The sequence below is a fragment of the Stenotrophomonas sp. SPM genome, from assembly GCF_003105135.1.
Lineage (GTDB): Bacteria > Pseudomonadota > Gammaproteobacteria > Xanthomonadales > Xanthomonadaceae > Stenotrophomonas.
The window spans coordinates 13438-32362 of sequence record NZ_QETL01000024.1 but is presented as its reverse complement, the minus strand read 5'-3'; the positions used below and the strand labels follow the sequence as shown (position 1 = coordinate 32362).

The window sequence follows — 18925 nt, the reverse complement described above, 5'->3', positions numbered from 1 at the left end:
CGACTGCTGGAGGAGCAGTCGAGCATGGCTCGACTCTACAAATACGGCAGAGCATGGCTCGACTCTACAAAAGAGCAGACGGCGTCGGTCAATCGAGGAAGCGCGTGGCCTGTCCGGGAGTGGGCAGGTAGCAGGTGTCGTGGCGGCCGAACCAGCGGTAGCGGTTGCGCGCCAGCGCGCGGTAGGCTACGTCGCGCCAGGCCCGCGGCAGCAGGCGCAGAACGCCTGCCACGCGCCACAGGCCACCCAGTCCCGTCAGCACGCGCAGGATTGCGTCGGTATCGGTCCAGGCACCCTGCGCGTCCACCAGCAGGAACGACAGTGGGTCGTTGGGGTCCAGGCCGTGAGCGCGCAGCAAGGCACTGCCCTGCGCGCCCTGCATCGCCGCGAAGCGGTACCGCCCCTGCCGGTCGAACCGCAGCAGGAAGCGCACCCAGCGGCTGCACAGCGCACAGACGCCGTCGAAGACGATCACCGCCGTCTGGTTGGGACCGCCAACGGGCTTCATTCCATCCACACCAGGGTCGCCATGCGCCCGGTACGGCGGTCGCGACGGTGCGAGTACAGATCCGGGTCGGTCATGGTCGAAACCGTGCCGCCGTGGATGTTGAGCGGGTCCAGCCCTGCCGCCTGCAACCGCTGCCGGGCCAGGGCGAACAGGTCCACTTTCCAGTGCCCTTCGCGGGTGGCGACGAAGGCCTCTTCCGCGCCCGGGCCGTGGCCGACGAAGGCGTGGTAGACCTCTTCGCCGATCTCATAGTCCTGCGGGCCGGCCGCCGGGCCCAGCCACGCCCGCAGCTGCGCCGCCGGAGTGTTCATGGCGGACACGGTGTCTTCCAGGATGCCGTCGGCCAGGCCACGCCAGCCGGCATGCGCCGCACCGATCTCGCTGCCGTCGACGGCGGTGAACACCACCGGCAGGCAGTCGGCGGTGAGGATGGCCAGCACCACGCCCCGCACCGAGGTCACCGCGGCATCGGCCACCGGCTCGCTGGCGCCGGCCACCGGGGCTGCATCGAAACGCAGCACGGTGGTGCCATGCACCTGGCGCAGCCAGTGCGGTGCCGACGGCAGGGACAGGCCCTGCTGCAGCAGCTGCCGGTTGTGCTCGACGTTGGCCGGGGTATCACCATCGGCCGCGTGCCGGTTGCCCAGGTTGAACTGCGCGAACGGCGCCGGCGAGATGCCCGCGCCATGCCGACGCGTGGTCAGCGCGCGGACGCCCGGGGGCGCCGGCCAGTCGGCCTGCAGCAGCGGCAGCGCGGCATCCATCACCAGCGGTCCCGCTCGCGCTCGGCGAAGGCCGCGCTGTCTTCGCGCAGCACCTTCATCAGGTGCAGCATGTCGGCCGGCACCGGTGCGGTGTTGCGCACCTGCTCGCCGGTGATCGGGTGCACGAACTCCAGCGTCTCGGCGTGCAGGGCCTGGCGCTTGAAACCGCGCAGGGTGGCAACCAGCTCGTCGCTGGCACCCTTGGGCAGCTTCAGCGCGCCACCGTACAGCGGGTCACCCACGATCGGGTGGCGGATATGCGCCATGTGCACGCGGATCTGGTGGGTGCGGCCGGTTTCCAGGCGGCATTCCAGCGCGGTGTGCGCACGGAAGCGCTCGCGCAGGCGGTAATGGGTGATCGCTTCCTTGCCGTCCTCGCGCACGCCCATCTTCAGGCGGTCGCGCGGGTGGCGGTCGATCGGGGCATCGGCGGTACCGCCGGCGACCAGGGCGCCCATCACGATGGCCAGGTACTGGCGGTGCACGTCACGGGCGGCCAGCTGCTCGACCAGCGCGGTCTGCGCTTCCAGGGTGCGCGCCACGACCATCACGCCGCTGGTGTCCTTGTCCAGGCGGTGCACGATGCCCGCGCGCGGCAGCACTGCCACCGACGGATCGCGGTACAGCAGCGCGTTGACCAGGGTGCCGCTGTGGTTGCCGGCGCCCGGGTGGACCACCAGGCCGACCGGCTTGTTGATCACCAGCAGGTGCTCGTCCTCGAACAGCACGTCCAGCGGGATGTCCTCCGGCTGGGCGTCGGTCTGGGTTTCCATCACCACGGTCAGGGTGACGACTTCACCGCCGCGCAGCGGATCGCGCGGGCGGGCCTGGGCGCCGTCCAGCAGCACATCGCCGGATTTGATCCATTCAGTCAGGCGCGAGCGCGAGTATTCGGGGAACAGCTCGGCCACGACCGCGTCGAAACGACGGCCGGCGGAGGTATCGGGGACGATGGCCTGGCGGGCCGATTCGGAGGATTGTTCAGACATGGCAGGGGGGTATCTTCGAAATTTTGGGGTCCGGCCGACCGGTTTCAGTCGCTGGACAGGACACTAGGCTATCATCGACCCTTCGTATTCCAGACGCGTCCCGCCTTGACCCCATGATCCGACGCTCCTCCATGCTCTCTGCGCCCGTCCGCCTCACCGCCCTGCTGCTGGTGCTGGTCATCGCCGCCACTGGTTGCCATCGCGGCGCCAAGGGTGATCGCCCCGATGAAGGAACGCCGGTCGAACAACTGTACGACAAGAGCCACAAGCTGATGCAGGGTGGCAACTGGAGTGGCGCCGAAGCCAGCTTCCGCCGCCTGGTGGCCCAGTACCCGTACGGCCCGTACACCGAGCAGGCGATGATCGAAACCGCCTACGCCCAGTACAAGGCCGGCAAGCACGATGACGCCGTGTCGAGCATCGACCGCTTCATCCGTACCTACCCGACCCACCGCAACATCGCGTACCTGTACTACCTGCGCGGCCTGGCCAACTCCAACCGCAATACGGTTTTCCTGCGTCGCGTATGGTCCCTGGACCCGAGCCGCCGCGATCTGTCCACGCCGCACCAGGCGTATTCTGACTTCAACATCGTGGTCGACCGCTACCCGAACAGCCGCTACGCCGCCGATGCGCGCCAGCGCATGATCGAGCTGCGTGACGTGTTCGCCCAGCACGAGCTGGACAACGCCCTGTACTACCTGCGTCGCGGCGCCTACGTCTCGGCCGCCGGCCGCGCCAACTACCTGCTGGAAACCTACCCGCAGAGCGCCTTCCAGTACGACGCCGTGGCGGTGCTTGGCGAGTCCTACACCCATCTGGGCAACAAGACCCTGGCCGACGACGCCCGTCGCGTGCTGACGCTGAACCAGCCGCAGCACCCGTGGCTGGAAGGCAAGTGGCCGAAGTACCCGTGGATGATCCGCAAGCTGAACCCGTTTGCCGGCGAGAAATCGGCCAGCACCGGCCAGCGCAACGCGCGGCTGGAAAAGAAATAAAGAAAAGGGCCCCGCAAGGGGCCCTTTCCTTTTGTAGAGTCGAGCCATGCTCGACTGCTTCCGGCTTCAAGCCGAGCATGGGCTCGGCTCTACAGCAGATCCACGCCATGCGTGGATGGCCGTTACCTCACCCCTCGAACCCATTGCTGATCGGGTACCGACGCTCGCGGCCGAACGCCCGGCGCGAGACCTTCGGGCCCGGCGCGGCCTGGTGCCGCTTCCACTCGCTGATGCGCACCAGGCGCAGCACGCGATCGACCACGGCCGCATCGTAGCCGGCGGCCACGATCTCCGTGCGCGACTGCTCCTGGTCCACGTAGCGGTACAGGATGCCGTCCAGCACGTCGTAGGCCGGCAGCGAATCCTGGTCCAGCTGGTTGTCGCGCAGCTCGGCCGACGGCGGGCGGCTGATCACCGCCGGCGGGATCACCGGCGCGCCGCCCACGGTGTTGCGCCACTTGGACAGGCCGAACACCTCCGTCTTGTAAAGGTCCTTCAGCGGCGCGTAGCCACCGCACATGTCGCCGTAGATGGTGGCGTAGCCCACCGCGTACTCGCTCTTGTTGCCGGTGGTCAGCAGCAGGCCGCCGAACTTGTTGGCCAGCGCCATCAGGATCACCCCACGGCTGCGCGACTGCAGGTTCTCCTCGGTCACGTCCGGCGTGGTGCCTTCGAACATCGGCGCCAGCGCTTCCATCAGGCCCTTGAAGGCCGGCTCGATCGACACCGCTTCCAGCTTCACGCCCAGCGCTTCGCACTGTTCGGCGGCCAGGTCGTTGGACATGCCGGCGGTATAGCGCGACGGCAGGCGCACGGCGGTGACGTTCTCCGCGCCCAGCGCGTCGACCGCCAGGGCCAGCACCAGCGCCGAGTCGATGCCGCCGGACAGGCCCAGCCACACCTTCTTGAAGCCGTTCTTGCGGCAGTAGTCCTGGATGCCGCGGGTCACCGCACGCCAGGCCAGCGCGTCCATGCTCTCGTCGCCATCGTCCATCCACACGTGCGGCAGGAAGCGGCGGGTTTCGCCGTCGTAGTCCACCACCAGCCACTGGTCGACGAAGGCCGCCGCCGCCGGGTGCACGGTGCCGTCGCCGTCGGCAACCACCGAGGCACCGTCGAACACCAGCGCATCCTGGCCACCGACCACGTTGAGGTAGGCAATCGCCGCCCCGCTCTCGCGGGTGCGCGCGGCCAGCACCGCATCGCGTTGGGCATGCTTGCCGCGCTCATACGGCGAGGCGTTGGGCACCACCACCAGCTGCGCACCCTCGCGCACGGTGTCGGCCAGCGGCTCGGCGAACCACAGGTCCTCGCAGATCAGCAGGCCGACCGGCACGCCGTTGACCTCGAACACGCAGCTGCCGCCGTCCGGGTCCACGTCGAAGTAGCGGCGCTCGTCGAATACGGCATAGTTGGGCAGCTCGCGCTTGCGGTAGGTGCGCTCGACCAGGCCATCACGCAGCACGCTGGCAGCGTTATAGACCACCGCACCGGCGGCCTGCGGCCAGCCGACCACGGCGGTGATGCCACGGCAGGCAGCGGCGATGCGGCCCAGCGCCTGTTCGCACTCAAAAAGGAAGCCCGGACGCAGCAGCAGGTCCTCCGGCGGATAGCCGCTCACCGCCAGCTCGGGGAACATCACCAGCTCGGCGCCGTACTCTTCGCGCGCCTGGCCGATCATCTCGATGATGCGCTCGGTGTTGCCGGCGACATCGCCGACGGGAAAGTCGAACTGCGCCATCGCGATGCGGATCGAAGCCATGGGAATCCAGCCTGTGGTTGCAATGACCCATTGTAACGCCGCACCGTGCGCCCGCCTGACCATCCCCAGTAGATCCACGCCATGCGTGGATGGGCCGGCCGGCATACCGCCAGACGCAGAAAAGCCGCCCGGAGGCGGCTCTTCTGTTTCAAGCAAGTCGAGCATGGCTCGACTCTACAAGAGCGTCTGCCAGAGGCAGTCGATCTTATTTCACCAGCTTGGCGATGGCAGCGCCCAGGTCGCCCGGCGAGCGGACGGTGACGACACCGGCAGCTTCCATGGCGGCGAACTTGCCTTCGGCAGTGCCCTTGCCGCCCGAGGCGATCGCACCGGCGTGGCCCATGCGCTTGCCGGCCGGAGCCGACGCACCGGCGATGAAGCCGACGACCGGCTTCTTCACGTGGTTCTTGATGTACTCGGCACCGGCTTCTTCAGCGTCACCGCCGATTTCGCCGACCATGATGATGCCTTCGGTCTGCGGATCTTCGTTGAACAGCTTCAGGCAGTCGACGAAGTTCAGGCCGTTGATCGGGTCACCACCGATGCCGATGCAGGTGGACTGGCCCAGGCCGACTTCGGTGGTCTGCTTGACCGCTTCGTAGGTCAGGGTGCCCGAACGCGACACGATGCCGATCTTGCCCGGCTTGTGGATGTGGCCCGGCATGATGCCGATCTTGCACTCACCCGGGGTGATGACGCCCGGGCAGTTCGGCCCGATCAGCACGGTGTCCGGGTGGGCACGGGTCAGCACGTTCTTGACGCGCAGCATGTCCAGCACCGGGATGCCTTCGGTGATGCAGACGATGACCTTGATGCCGGCAGCCGCGGCTTCCAGGATCGCGTCAGCCGCGTACGGCGGCGGCACGTAGATGACCGAAGCGTTGGCGCCGGTGCTCTGCACGGCGTCGGCAACGGTGTTGAAGACCGGCAGGTCGATATGGGTGGTGCCACCCTTGCCCGGGGTCACGCCGCCGACGACCTGGGTGCCGTACTCGATCATCTGAGTGGCGTGGAAGGTGCCCTGCTGGCCGGTGAAGCCCTGCACGATCACCTTGGTGTTCTTGTTGATCAAAACAGACATTGGAATTCCTTGGTGTCGGTATCAGGCAGCGTTCTTGACAGCTTCAACGATCTTCTTGGCGCCATCGTTGATGTTGTCAGCCGGGATGATGGCCATGCCGCTGTCACGCAGCAGCTGCTTGCCTTCTTCCACGTTGGTGCCTTCCAGGCGGACCACGACCGGAACCTTGACGCCCACTTCCTTCACGGCGGCGATGATGCCTTCGGCAATCATGTCGCAGCGGACGATGCCGCCGAAGATGTTGACGAAGATGCCTTCGACCTTGTCCGAGGACAGGATCAGCTTGAAGGCTTCGATGACGCGCTGCTTGTTGGCACCGCCGCCCACGTCCAGGAAGTTCGCCGGCTCGCCGCCGTTGAGCTTAATGACGTCCATGGTGGCCATGGCCAGGCCGGCGCCGTTCACCATGCAGCCGATGTTGCCGTCCATGGTGACGTAGTTGATGTCCAGTTCCGAAGCGATCACTTCGGTCGGATCTTCCTGGGTCTTGTCGCGCATGGCTACCAGGGCCTTCTGGCGGAAGGCGGCGTTGTCGTCGCTGTCGAACTTGCCGTCCAGCGCGTACAGGTTGCCGTCGTCCAGGATGGCCAGCGGGTTGATTTCAACCAGGGCCAGGTCCTTTTCGTTGAACAGGCGGTACAGGTTCACCATGATGCTGGCGAACTGGCCGGCCTGCTTGGCGGTCAGGCCCAGCTTGAAGCCGAAATCACGGCCGTGGTAACCCTGCACGCCTTCGACGAAGTCGACGTTCAGCGAGTGGATCAGCTCCGGGGTTTCAGCAGCAACCTGCTCGATCTCCACGCCGCCTTCCGAAGAAGCGATGTAGGTGATGGTCTTGGTGCCACGGTCAACCAGCACCGACAGGTACAGTTCCTTGACGATCTCGCCGGCGGTGGTCACCAGCACCAGGTTGACCGGCAGTTCAACGCCTGCGGTCTGGTAGGTAGCCATCTTGGTGCCGAGCATCTTGGCCGCAGCGGCCTTCACGTCGTCAGTGGTCTTGCAGAACTTGACGCCGCCAGCCTTGCCGCGGCCGCCAGCGTGGATCTGCGCCTTGACCATCCAGGGGCCCTGGCCCAGGGAGTTGGCAGCTTCGACTGCTTCGTCCGGGGTCGCCGCGACCTTGCCGGCCGGGACCGGGATGCCGTACTCGGCAAGCAGCTGTTTTGACTGGTATTCGTGGAAATTCATGCGTCACCGTGGGAATAGGAACGACCGCACGCAATTCCTCAGGGGCCCCGGCGGGGCGCCGGCATGGACCGCGGCGGGCCCACTATTGTGGCCGAGCCGGCGCCGGGGCGCAAAGAAGTATGGACAAAAGGCCAGACCCGGCCAGATTTCCACCGTCATTCAGGCAGTTGCGCCGCCCTGGCGGGGCGGCCCCGTGGGCCCGGCCCGGTCCGATTGCGCAGGAAACCGCTTCCACAGGCCTATACTGGGAGGCGTGGCGTCGAGGTAGAGTCGAGCATGGCTCGACTCTACAAAGCATGCGTCCGGTGGTCGGGGGAACATCGGGTACGCTGCAGTGCCAACGCCGTCAGATCCAGTTCCAGGCAGCCAGAAGGGGAGTTCCGGCGTGTCACCCAGTGCTTCATTGATCGACCGCATCGAATCGATTCCCCGGCGCGAGCTGTATTTCTTCGCGCTGTACCGCGTGCTGATCGCCTCGGTCATCGCCGCGCTGCTGTACAGCCCGCTGTCGGCCATGGTCGGCGAAGCGCACCACCCGCGCCTGGCGTACGGCGTCGGGGCCACCTATCTGGCGCTGTCCCTGCTGCTGCTGGTGGTGGGCCGCAGCGAGCGCTGGCTGTTGCCGATCGTGGTCACCGGCGTGCTGCTGGACATCATCGCCGCCAGCCTGCTGGCCCACGCCCTGCCCGGTGCCAGCGCCGGCATCTCGATGTCGCTGCTGTTCAACATCGCCGCCGCGGCCACCCTGCTGCCCCTCAGCTGGGGGCTGGTGCTGGCCCTGGCCGCCAGCGTCGCCACCGCCGCCGAGTACCTGTGGAAGGTGCTGGAGGGCGGTGACCCCACCCGCACCCTGGCCGAACTGGCGATGTTTGCCACCAGCTACCTGGCCCTGGCCTTCATCAGCTACCAGGTCGGCAACCGCGCGCGCCGCAACCAGCAGCTGGCCAACCAGCGCGGCGATGAAGTGGCCAACCTGTTCCAGATCAACGAGCTGATCATCCGCCGCATGCGCACCGGGGTGATCGTCGTTGATGGCGACAACCGCATCACCCTGGCCAACGAAGCAGCCTCCCAGCTGCTGGGCGACAACGACGGGGTCGGCGAGACCGGCCAGCTGGACCTGGCCAGCATCGCCCCCGAACTGGCCCGGCGCCTGACCCGCTGGCGCAACGGCTGGGCCCAGGACGAACTGCCGCTGCAGCTCAACCCCGACCAGCCCGAGGTACAGCCCCGGTTTGCCCGCCTGCTGGCCGGCAGCGAGCTGGCCCTGGTCTTCCTGGACGACTCCAGCGTGGTCTCGCGCCGTGCCGAGTCGCTCACCCTCTCGGCCATGGGCCGCTTCTCGGCCAGCCTGGCGCACGAGATCCGCAACCCGCTGGCGGCCATCAACTACGCCGTGCAGCTGCTGGAAGAAGGCACCGGTTTCAACGAGAGCGACCGCCGCCTGCTGCAGATCATCCACCAGCAGTGCCAGCGTACCAACGGCATCGTCGAGAGCGTACTGGGCCTGGCCCGCCGCGAGCGCGCCAACCCCGAAAACGTCGACCTGGCCGCCTTCGTGCGCCGCTTCGTGCTGGAGTACAAGCAGGGCCAGACCCTGGAAACGGACAGCATTGAGCCGATCATCAACGACACCTCGGTGCCCGCGCTGGTAGACAGCCGCCACCTCTACCAGGTGCTGACCGTACTGGTCCACAACGCGCTGAAGTACGGCCGCATCGGCGAGCAGCCGGCGCGCGTGCGCCTGCGCGTGGCCCAGCACGAGCGCAGCGCGGTGATCGATGTGATGGACCGCGGCCCCGGCATCCCCGAGGCCGTGGCTGCGCAGCTGTTCCGCCCCTTCTTCACCACCTCCGAGCACGGCACCGGTCTGGGGCTGTATATCGCCCGCGAGCTGTGCCGGGCCAACCAGGCGCGCCTGGATTACATCCCCGTGCCGGCCGGCGGCTCCTGCTTCCGCTTGGTTCTGCCCGGCCCGCACACCCTGCTTCCGCATTGATCCGCCGCGTCAAACATTTGTCGCTTCCAGCCCCCCTCGTTTATCTTCCCTGTCCATGAACGAAACCCGCAGCGCCCTCGTCGTCGACGATGAACGCGACATCCGCGAACTGCTGGTGTTGACCCTTGGCCGCATGGGCCTTCGCATCAGCACCGCCGCCAACCTCGCCGAAGCCCGCGAACTGCTGGCCAGCAACCCGTATGACCTGTGCATCACCGACATGCGGCTGCCGGACGGCAACGGCATCGAACTGGTCAGTGAGATCGCCCACCACTACCCGCGTACGCCGGTGGCGATGATCACCGCCTTCGGCAGCATGGACCTGGCCGTGGAGGCGCTGAAGGCCGGCGCCTTCGACTTCGTCAGCAAGCCGGTGGACATCAGCGTGCTGCGTGGCCTGGTGAAGCACGCGCTGGAACTCAACAGCAGCGAGCGCCAGGTGCCGACGGCTGCCACCGAACAGGCCGCCCGCCTGCTCGGGGTTTCCCCCGCCATGGACGTGCTGCGCGCCACCATCGGCAAGGTCGCCCGCAGCCAGGCGCCGGTCTACATCCTCGGCGAATCCGGGGTGGGCAAGGAGCTGGTCGCACGCACCATCCACGCGCAGGGCGCACGCGCCTCGGGCCCGTTCATTCCGGTCAACTGCGGTGCCATTCCGACCGAGCTGATGGAGAGCGAGTTCTTCGGCCATCGCAAGGGCAGCTTCACCGGCGCCCACGCCGACAAGCCCGGCCTGTTCCAGGCCGCGCACGGCGGCACCCTGTTCCTGGATGAAGTGGCCGAGCTGCCCCTGCAGATGCAGGTCAAGCTGCTGCGCGCCATCCAGGAAAAGTCGGTGCGCGCATTGGGCGCAGCCAACGAAGAACCGGTGGATGTGCGCATCCTCTCGGCCACCCACAAGGATCTCGCCGAGCTGGTCGAGGACGGCCGCTTCCGCCACGACCTGTACTACCGCATCAACGTCATCGAGCTGCGGGTCCCGCCGCTGCGCGAGCGCCGCCAGGACCTGCCGGACCTCGCCGGTTCGATCCTCGCCCGGCTGGCCCGCAGCCACGGCCGCGCCACTCCGCTGCTGGCGCCCTCGGCGCTGGATGCGCTGGCTCATTACGGCTTCCCGGGCAATGTGCGCGAACTGGAGAACATCCTTGAGCGCGCCCTGGCCCTGGCCGAGGAAGACCGCATCGGCGCCGACGACCTGCGCCTGCCGCAGCACGCCCCGCGCACCGTCGGCGGCCCTGCCGCACCCGAAGCCGTGGTCGACCTGCCCCCCGGCAGCGCCGCCCTGCCCTCCTACATCGAGCAGCTCGAGCGCAGCGCGATCCAGCGTGCGCTGGAGGAAAACCGCTGGAACAAGACCCGCACGGCCGCACAGCTGGGCATCACCTTCCGGGCGCTGCGCTACAAGCTGAAGAAGCTGGGGATGGAGTGAGAGCCAGGGGCCGCGCCATCCACGCGTGGCGTGGATCTACTGAACCCGGCCATGCATTTGTAGAGCCGAGCCCACGCTCGGCTGCTCTGGCGGCTGCGCCGCCGCCCGAGCATCGGCTCGGGCGCTACAACCCCGTCAATCCTTGGTCACGCGGTTGATCTCGGCCACGCATGGCGTGGATCTACTGAACCCGGCCATGCATGTGTAGAGCCGAGCCCACGCTCGGCTGCCTTGGCGGCTGCGCCGCCGCCCGAGCATCGGCTCGGGCGCTACAACCCCGTCAATCCTTAGTCACGCGGTTGATCTCGGCCAGGCTGGTCACACCCGCCGCCGCCTTCTTCAGCGCGGACTGGCGCAGGTCATTCACCTTGATCGCCTGTGCCGCCTCGGCAATCTGCAGCGCATTGCCGCCGGCCAGGATGATGGTCGAGATCTCGTCGGTCATCGGCATCACCTGGTAGATGCCGGTACGGCCCTTGTAGCCCTCGGTGCACTCGTCGCAGCCCACCGCTTCGTACAGCTGGATGCCGGCATCGAGCTGCTCCTGGGTGAAGCCCTCGGCCAGCAGCGCATGGGCCGGCAGATTGGCCGGCCGCTTGCAGTTGTTGCACAGGCGCCGCGCCAGGCGCTGGGCGATCACCAGGGTCACCGAGCTGGTGATGTTGTACGGCGCGATGCCCATGTTCATCAGGCGCGCGATGGTCTGCGGCGCGTCGTTGGTATGCAGGGTGGACAGCACCATGTGGCCGGTCTGCGCCGCCTTGATCGCAATCTCGGCCGTTTCCAGGTCGCGGATTTCGCCGACCATGATGATGTCCGGATCCTGTCGCAGGAAAGAGCGCAGCGCGGCCGCGAAGGTCATGCCGCGCTTGTTGTTCTGCTGCACCTGGTTGACACCGGGCAGACGGATTTCCACTGGGTCTTCCGCGGTGGAGATGTTGCGGGTCTCGTCGTTGAGGATGCCCAGCGCCGTATACAGCGACACGGTCTTGCCCGAACCGGTCGGGCCAGTCACCAGCACCATGCCGTAGGGCTTGTGAATCGCATCCAGGAACAGCTTCTGCTGGTCCGGCTCGTAACCCAGCTTGTCGATGCCCAGCTTGGCTGCGCTGCCATCCAGGATACGCAGCACCACCTTCTCGCCGAACAGCGTCGGCAAGGTGCTGACGCGGAAGTCGATCTGCTTGGTCTTGGACAGGTTCAGCTTGATGCGTCCGTCCTGCGGCACGCGCTTTTCAGCGATATCCAGCTGCGCCATCACCTTCAGGCGCGCGGCGATGCGCTGGTTCAACTTGACCGGCGCGCGCGCGACCATCTTCAGCAGGCCATCGATGCGCAGGCGCACGCGGTAATCGTCTTCGTAGGGCTCGAAATGGATGTCCGAGGCGCCCTTGCGGATCGCGTCGACCAGCACCTTGTTGACGAACTTGACCACCGGGGTGTCATCGCCCTTGGCGTCGATGCCCGTGTCGCCGCTGGCGGACAGGTCATCGTCGCCGCCGGACGACTCCAGGTTCGCCATGCCCTCGTCATCGCCACCGAGCGCGTCGCCCATGGTGTCGTGGCTGGCGTGCCACTGCTCCAGCGTGCGCCGGATCTGGTCCTCATCGACGAGGATCGGCTCCACCACCAGATTGGTGTGGAACTTGATCTCATCCAGCGAATGGGTCGGGTTGCTGGTACCGACGAACAGCCGGCCGCCGCGCTTGAACAGCGGCAGCACGTTGTGCTTGCGCAGCAGCTCCTCGCTGACCAGCGACATGGCGTTCAGGCTGGCGTCGAACGTGGACACGTCGAACAGCGGCATGCCGAATTCGACCGAGTTGGCAGCTGCCAGCTGTGCAGAGCTGACCAGCTTGTTCTGGGCGAACCAGGTCGGGAGGGGCAGCCGTGCGGCTGCAGCCTTGGCCATCGCATCGCGGGCAGCGGCTTCGTCTAGAGCGCCGTCTTGGACGAGGCGGCGAGCAAGGCCGGTGATGCCGACGAGATTGGCGGTGGTTACGGCGTTCATTGGGATCCTCTCACTGCGCCCTGCGACTGTATGCCGCCACGGAATGTAAGCAATTGGCAGATATGGTAACCGCGCGGACCCCGTTGGAGCGGCTGCCTGACCCAAATGTGGCCCCAAAAATCGTTGGACAGTGCGTCAGGCCAGTGTCGGCGTTGGATCATCACCACATCAAGCCCCGATCCGCTTGGCGCTCAGCGACTGAGAATCAACTTGTCAAAGAGACCAGGGATCCTCGGCAGACGACTATGCAAGTCAACTTGCCAGCGATAGGACAGCTCACAAAGGCCTGTAGTCCAGTACCTCTAGAGCGCGGCGACGACCACCGTCTTCTGAATTGAGATAATCCCCACGCCCTAGCAACCCGAAGGTCGAAAATTCACGTCGAACTCACTTGCGTCACAACTCCAGCCCCCTGCGCTTGAACGACGGAGATAGAGATTTCGCCCCTCAACTGCCGCAATGCCTTTGAGCGTGCAACGTATGAAGCCCTCGCCAGCACTACTCAATTCAACTGTGACGGAAGAACAATGCGCGTTCTGACTTCCTCCGACCGACTCCGCCGTTACGTTCGCTGGCGAACTACCTTCATAGATTGTTGTTTCTATGATGGTCTTGCCAGGCGTCACATCAGCCAAGGCAGCAGCAAGCTGCGTTCGTGCAATGTAAGGCGGAAAAGCAGTCATCGCGATCAACGCGAGTAAGGAGATGATCGCTACGACGATCATCAACTCAATAAGCGTAAAGCCTTTCGAAATCTTCATAGTGAGTCTCTCCACACCCTAGATTTCTCACTTGACGCACCCCAAGAACACCGACCCGACATCGAGCCCATTTAGCACAAGGCCCGCGTTAAGCGGGCCTTGTGTCAAGCAACAGAGACTGGCGTATGCCAGCCACTCCATTAGCTGCCAGTCGAACCTGCAGTGCAGCCCTTCGGCAGGAACTTGGCGTCAATTCCGGTACCGACGCAGACAAAGCCACCAGCTGCAGTAACAACACCAGAAGCCACAGTCGAGTTGCTATAGTTCAGCGCAATCTGAGCACCAGCGCCAATGCGGGTACCCGGATCACGGATCGTGCACGTGATACCAGTGCCGGCAACAGCGATGGTGGAACATGCACCGGTGTTGTTTGCCTGGAAGCCGGACGAAGCAAGAGTCGGAGTCCGGCCCTCACTGACTTCCATCTCGAACTGAGTCTTATGCGACGAGATGTCGGCAAGGGCAGCGGTGACCTTCGACTTCGACACGTAGTCCTGATAAGCCGGCAGTGCGATGGCGGCCAGGATGGCGATGATCGCGACGACGATCATCAGTTCGATGAGGGTGAAGCCCTTCTGGTTCTTCATGTGTACATCCCCAAGATAAGTAGTGGTTGAGTCAGTGCGCAGGATAGACCCGGCCGATTGCCGGTTGAGCGGATCTTGCGCCCTGCGGGTGTATCAACGCAGGTTGCGTGCCAACCCCGGCACGCGCCCCTCTAGATTTCCCCGGCACCAATGATGGCAGCAATTTGTTGTATGTGAAGCATCCCGGGCAAAAAATGCGACGGACCCGCCAGTGTGACGCGCAGCGTCACCTTTCGCCCCGAAACGACTGAAATGCTGCGGCACGTCACGCTGGCAGGCTCCCCGAACAGCTCCGAACCCGCTAACATCCTCGGTCATGATGCCCGCCTGGGGATGGCGGGCCTTGGGGAGACAACATGTCAGTCAGTCGCAGTGCAATCAAGAAGCAGCCCGTGGCGCGAAGCACCATGGAGCTACAGCCGTTTGTCTGGGAGGGGACCGACAAGCGTGGCGTGAAGATGAAAGGCGAACAGCTCGCCAAGAACGCCAACCTGCTTCGCGCCGAGCTACGTCGCCAGGGGATCAACCCAGGCCAAGTGAAGGTGAAGCCAAAGCCGCTGTTTGGATCCGCGGGCAAGCCGGTCGGGCCGAAAGACGTAGCCTTCTTCAGTCGCCAGATGGCCACGATGATGAAGTCCGGCGTCCCGATTGTATCTGCACTGGAGATTATTGGAAGCGGACATAAAAATCCGCGAATGAAAAAGATGGTCGACACCATCCGGACGGACATCGAAGGCGGCTCGTCTCTCTATGAGGCCGTAAGCAAGCATCCCGTCCAGTTCGACGAACTCTATCGAAACCTAGTCCGAGCCGGCGAAGGTGCCGGTGTGCTGGAGACCGTGCTTGATACGGTCGCGACCTATAAAGAGAATATCGAAGCCCTGAAGGGCAAAATCAAAAAAGCGCTGTTCTACCCCGCGATGGTGGTTGTTGTCGCAATGCTGGTTAGCTCCATCATGCTGATCTGGGTGGTGCCGCAATTTGAGGACGTCTTCAAAGGATTTGGCGCCGACCTGCCAGCATTCACCATGCTGGTCGTCAATCTGTCCAAATTCATGGTCTCTTGGTGGTGGCTAATCCTCGCGGTGGTGATTGGCTCTGTGGTTGCAGCGACCATGGCGTACAAGCGCTCACCCAAAATGCAGCACGCCATGGATCGATTCATCCTGAAAGTTCCTGTTATCGGCCAGATCATGCATAACAGCGCCATCGCTCGATTTGCCCGCACCACGGCCGTGACGTTCAAGGCAGGCGTACCGCTCGTGGAGGCACTGAGCATCGTGGCAGGCGCGACAGGCAACAAGATCTACGAAGAAGCGGTGCTCCGTATGCGAGATGACGTTTCGGTGGGCTACCCCGTCAATGTCGCGATGAAACAGCAAAACTTGTTCCCTCACATGGTCATCCAGATGACTGGCATCGGCGAAGAGGCCGGTGCACTTGATGCCATGCTTTTCAAGGTGGCCGAGTACTATGAGCTGGAAGTCAACAATGCGGTCGATGCGCTGAGCAGCCTGCTGGAACCGATGATCATGGTCTTCATCGGCGTGGTCGTAGGCGGTATGGTCATCGCGATGTACCTGCCCATCTTCAAACTCGGCGCCGTCGTCGGCTAAAGGTAACAATGGCATTTCTCGACCAGCATCCCGGCCTCGGCTACCCCGCCGCGGCCGCCCTGGGGCTGCTACTGGGCAGTTTCCTCAACGTGGTCATCCTGCGCCTGCCCAAGCGGATGATGTGGGAGTGGAAGCGCGAGGCGCGCGAGGTCCTGGAGCAGCCGGACATCTACGACCCGCCACCACCAGGCATCGTGGTCGAGCCGTCGCACTGTCCGCACTGCAAGCACAAGCTGTCCTGGTACGAGAACATCCCGCTGTTCAGCTGGATCGTCCAGGGCGGCAAGTGCCGCCATTGCAAGGCGCCCATCTCCATCCAGTACCCGCTGGTGGAAGCGCTGACTGCGGTGATGGTGCTGGGCTGCGTCTGGCAGTTCGGTTTCGGCTGGCAGGGCTTCGGCGCGATCGTGCTGACCTGTTTCCTGATCGCCCTGTCGGGCATTGACCTGCGCACACAGTACCTGCCGGACCAGATCACTCTGCCACTCATGTGGCTGGGCCTGGTCGGGAGCATGGACAACCTGTACATGCCGGCCAAACCGGCCCTGATCGGTGCCGCGGCGGGCTTCCTTGTGCTGTGGATCGTGGCCAGGGCCTACAAGCTGGTGACCAACCGCGACGGCATGGGCGGCGGCGACGCCAAGCTGCTGGCTGCGCTGGGCGCCTGGTGCGGGCTGAAGGGCATCCTGCCCATCATCCTGCTGTCGTCGGTGCTGGGCGCCGTCATCGGCTCGATCTGGCTGTATACCCGCGGCCGCGACAAGGCAACGCCGATTCCGTTCGGCCCTTACCTGGCGCTGGCTGGCTGGGTGTACTTCATGTGGGGCGAGCCGGTGGTGAACCAGTACCTGGTCATGAGCGGGCTGCGCTGACGCTGTCGCCATGAGCCGCTATGTGGTAGGCCTGACCGGCGGCATCGCCGCCGGCAAGAGCGAGGTGACCCGGCGCTTCGAGGCGCTGGGGATCGTCGTGGCCGACGCGGACCTGGCCGCGCGCGAGGTCGTTGCGGCCGGTAGCCCGGCCCTCGCCACCATCGCCGAACGCTTCGGTGCGGAGATGCTGCTGGCCGATGGCAGCCTGGACCGGGCCCGCCTGCGGGCCCATGTGTTCGCCGACCCCGCCGAACGGGTCGCCCTGGAGGCAGTCACCCATCCGGCCATCCGGCGCGTGATGCAGCAGCAGTGCGAGCAGGCCGCCAGCCCCTACGCGCTGGCGGCGATTCCGCTGTTGACCGAGGTTGGCGGCCGCCAGGCGTACCCGTGGCTGGACCGGATTCTGCTGGTCGATGCGCCCGAGGCCGTGCAGCACGCGCGGTTGATGCGGCGCGACGGCATCGATGCCGCCTTGGCTGACCGGATGATTGCCGCCCAGGCCAGCCGCACAAAGCGCCAGGCACTGGCCGATGACGTGGTGGTCAACGATGGCCATCCCGATGACCTGCAGGCGCAGGTGGAAGCGCTGCATGCGCGGTATCTGCAACTCGCCTCGACCTGAGGCGTTGGCAACCACCCCGCTGTAACCCCGCAGACACACACCGTCTTCTCACGCGCCCCGCTATGGTCCTGCGCCTGTATTGCGCCTGCCTGTGAGATCGACCGTGCCCACCGCCTCCCTCCGTTCCTATACCGCCCGCGTGGTGGTGACCCTGGCGCTGGTCGCCCTCGGCCTCCTGCTGTGGCAGCTGTCGCAACTGGTCCTGCTGATCTTCGGGGCGGTGGTGGTGGCGGCACTGTTGCGGACGATTGTCGGCGCGGTGCTGCGCTACACGCCGCTCTCGGAGGGTTGGGCGCTGGGCCTGACCGTGCTGCTGCTGGTGGTGCTGTTCACTGCGGCCATGTGGTTGTTCGGTTCGCAACTGGGGGCACAGATGGCGACGCTGCGGCAGACGTTGCCGGCCGCCTGGGAAAATTTCCAGACCTGGCTGGCGGACAGTCCGGTCGGCTCCACCGTGCATGAGCTGACCCAGAACGCGCAATCCAGCGTATCGACGATGGCGGCCCGCGCCGGGTCGCTGGCAATGTCGGCCACCGGCGGGATCGCGGACCTGTTCCTGGTACTGATTGGCGGCATCTATCTGGCGGCGCAACCGGATCTGTACCGCACGGGCCTGCTCAAGCTGCTGCCCACGCGTCAGCGCCCGGCCGTGGCAGACGCGCTTCATGCCAGCGGCAATGCACTGAAGGCCTGGCTGGGCGGGCAGTTGCTGGCCATGGCCGTGGTCGGGCTGCTCACCGGGTTGGGGCTGTGGGCGCTGGGTGTGCCGGTGGCGTTCGGGCTCGGCATCATCACCGCGCTGCTGGACTTCGTGCCGATCGTCGGCCCGATCCTGGCCGCAGTACCGGCCATCCTGCTGGCGTTTACGGTCAGCCCGGAAATCGCCCTGGCCACGGTGGCGCTGTTCGTGGTGGTGCAGCAGGTGGAGGGGCATCTGCTGCAGCCGCTCATCCAGCAGCGTGCCGTCGACCTGCCCCCTGCCCTGCTGCTTTTCTCGCTGTTCGGCATCGGTGCACTGCTGGGGCCGGCCGGGATACTGCTGGCTGCACCATTGACCGTGGTGTTGTTCGTACTGGTCAAGCGCCTGTATGTGGTGGAGATGTTGGGCACGCCGACACCCATTCCCGGCGACACCGCTTCCAGCAAAGCAGCTGAGACATCGCAGGCGTAGCGCCCGAGCCGATGCTCGGGCGGCGGCGCAGCCGCATAAGCAGCCGAGCGTGGGCTCGGCTCTACAGTGGAGGCCCTGCAGCCGCCAAGGCAGCCGAGCGCGGACTCGGCTCTACATTACTGCAGCGTCGCCGCACCGCGCATGCGCTCGGCCTGCAGTTGCTGCTGCACATGGCGGGTCAGCTCGCGTGCGGCCACCATCAGGCCCTCCATCGTCTGCGGCGGCACGGCCTGCAGCGGACCGCCATGCGTGCGCGCGATGTGCGCGGCATGCATGAGCCTGGTCAGCGTACTGATACCGGACACGGTGCGCCTGAGACCGGCCACCGTACCGCTCTGCTGGTCGGTCAGCCCGGCACGCGTCGCCGCGTGGTCGGTGGCATCGTCGGCCTCCATCCTTTCCTGCAGGATGGACATCAGGTCACCAGGATCCTTCAGCACGGCTTCGATGCGTGCAGCGACATCGGCGGAAAGCACGTCGATGGAATCGCCGACCAGCTGGTGCAGGTTGGGGTAACGGGTACGGTGTGACATGGCCAAGTTCCTCGCAGTTGACATGGCATCT

Annotated in this window: 17 protein-coding genes; 7 read left to right on the top strand and 10 right to left on the bottom strand. The window is 65.5% G+C overall.

Features of this window, described 5'->3' with window-relative positions; all coding sequences use genetic code 11:
* Positions 1–88 precede the first annotated feature (88 nt).
* The 3 genes from DCO49_RS07945 to rluD are packed head-to-tail and all read right to left on the bottom strand — an operon-like array spanning position 89 to position 2261.
* Entirely contained in the window at positions 89–508 is a 420-nt protein-coding gene (locus DCO49_RS07945; protein WP_116863576.1) for a thiol-disulfide oxidoreductase DCC family protein, read from the bottom strand.
* On the bottom strand, positions 505–1272 hold the full coding sequence (gene pgeF / locus DCO49_RS07940; RefSeq protein ID WP_116863575.1) for a peptidoglycan editing factor PgeF: 768 nt from the start codon (positions 1270–1272) through the stop codon (positions 505–507). Before pgeF ends, DCO49_RS07945 begins: the two co-directional genes overlap by 4 nt.
* A complete protein-coding gene (gene rluD, locus DCO49_RS07935; RefSeq protein WP_116863574.1) occupies positions 1272–2261 on the bottom strand; it encodes a 23S rRNA pseudouridine(1911/1915/1917) synthase RluD in 990 nt (329 codons plus the stop codon). Before rluD ends, pgeF begins: the two co-directional genes overlap by 1 nt.
* 113 nt (positions 2262–2374) lie before the next feature.
* Between rluD and DCO49_RS07930 the strand changes: the two genes are divergently transcribed.
* Positions 2375–3259, top strand: coding sequence for an outer membrane protein assembly factor BamD (locus tag DCO49_RS07930; protein ID WP_116863573.1), 885 nt, complete (start codon positions 2375–2377; stop codon positions 3257–3259).
* Between the two features lie 127 nt (positions 3260–3386).
* On the opposite strand, the gene DCO49_RS07925 is transcribed toward DCO49_RS07930, so the two are convergent.
* From DCO49_RS07925 to sucC, 3 genes are all read right to left on the bottom strand, one after another.
* Positions 3387–5021 carry an NAD+ synthase gene (locus DCO49_RS07925; RefSeq protein WP_116863572.1) on the bottom strand — a complete coding sequence of 545 codons (1635 nt, stop codon included), beginning with the start codon at positions 5019–5021 and terminating at the stop codon, positions 3387–3389.
* Positions 5022–5226: 205 nt separating this feature from the next.
* Positions 5227–6102, bottom strand: a complete 876-nt coding sequence (sucD, locus tag DCO49_RS07920) for a succinate--CoA ligase subunit alpha (RefSeq protein ID WP_116863571.1) — start codon at positions 6100–6102, stop codon at positions 5227–5229.
* 21 nt (positions 6103–6123) lie between these two features.
* A complete protein-coding gene (gene sucC, locus DCO49_RS07915) occupies positions 6124–7293 on the bottom strand; it encodes an ADP-forming succinate--CoA ligase subunit beta (RefSeq protein WP_079222939.1) in 1170 nt (389 codons plus the stop codon).
* Between the two features lie 385 nt (positions 7294–7678).
* Here sucC and DCO49_RS07910 point away from each other — a divergent pair, with 385 nt between their 5' ends.
* Positions 7679–9292, top strand: a complete 1614-nt coding sequence (locus tag DCO49_RS07910; RefSeq protein WP_116863570.1) for an ATP-binding protein — start codon at positions 7679–7681, stop codon at positions 9290–9292.
* A 55-nt stretch (positions 9293–9347) separates the two neighbouring features.
* Complete coding sequence (locus DCO49_RS07905; RefSeq protein WP_116863569.1) at positions 9348–10721, top strand: sigma-54 dependent transcriptional regulator; 1374 nt, start codon at positions 9348–9350, stop codon at positions 10719–10721.
* 280 nt (positions 10722–11001) lie between these two features.
* Here the strand turns inward: DCO49_RS07905 and pilB are convergent, their stop codons facing one another.
* The 3 genes from pilB to DCO49_RS07890 all read right to left on the bottom strand — a co-directional run bounded on the left by pilB (position 11002) and on the right by DCO49_RS07890 (position 14080).
* Positions 11002–12732 (bottom strand): type IV-A pilus assembly ATPase PilB, encoded by a 1731-nt coding sequence (pilB, locus tag DCO49_RS07900; protein ID WP_116863568.1) that lies wholly within the window; start codon positions 12730–12732, stop codon positions 11002–11004.
* A 353-nt stretch (positions 12733–13085) separates the two neighbouring features.
* Positions 13086–13493: a pilin gene (locus tag DCO49_RS07895; protein WP_116863567.1), complete on the bottom strand. Its 408-nt coding sequence runs from the start codon at positions 13491–13493 to the stop codon at positions 13086–13088.
* A gap of 140 nt (positions 13494–13633) precedes the next feature.
* Positions 13634–14080: a pilin gene (locus DCO49_RS07890; protein ID WP_116863566.1), complete on the bottom strand. Its 447-nt coding sequence runs from the start codon at positions 14078–14080 to the stop codon at positions 13634–13636.
* A gap of 356 nt (positions 14081–14436) precedes the next feature.
* On the opposite strand from DCO49_RS07890, the gene DCO49_RS07885 reads away from it, so the two are divergent.
* From DCO49_RS07885 to DCO49_RS07870, 4 genes are all read left to right on the top strand, one after another.
* On the top strand, positions 14437–15696 hold the full coding sequence (locus DCO49_RS07885) for a type II secretion system F family protein (RefSeq protein ID WP_116863565.1): 1260 nt from the start codon (positions 14437–14439) through the stop codon (positions 15694–15696).
* Positions 15697–15704: 8 nt separating this feature from the next.
* Positions 15705–16568 (top strand): A24 family peptidase, encoded by an 864-nt coding sequence (locus DCO49_RS07880; protein WP_116863564.1) that lies wholly within the window; start codon positions 15705–15707, stop codon positions 16566–16568.
* Between the two features lie 10 nt (positions 16569–16578).
* Entirely contained in the window at positions 16579–17190 is a 612-nt protein-coding gene (gene coaE / locus DCO49_RS07875) for a dephospho-CoA kinase (protein WP_116863563.1), read from the top strand.
* Between the two features lie 103 nt (positions 17191–17293).
* The gene (locus DCO49_RS07870) at positions 17294–18361 is read left to right on the top strand and encodes an AI-2E family transporter (protein WP_116863562.1); all 1068 of its coding nucleotides are present in this window, start codon (positions 17294–17296) and stop codon (positions 18359–18361) included.
* A gap of 116 nt (positions 18362–18477) precedes the next feature.
* On the opposite strand, the gene DCO49_RS07865 is transcribed toward DCO49_RS07870, so the two are convergent.
* On the bottom strand, positions 18478–18894 hold the full coding sequence (locus DCO49_RS07865; RefSeq protein ID WP_116863561.1) for a hypothetical protein: 417 nt from the start codon (positions 18892–18894) through the stop codon (positions 18478–18480).
* Between the last annotated feature and the right edge of the window lie 31 nt (positions 18895–18925).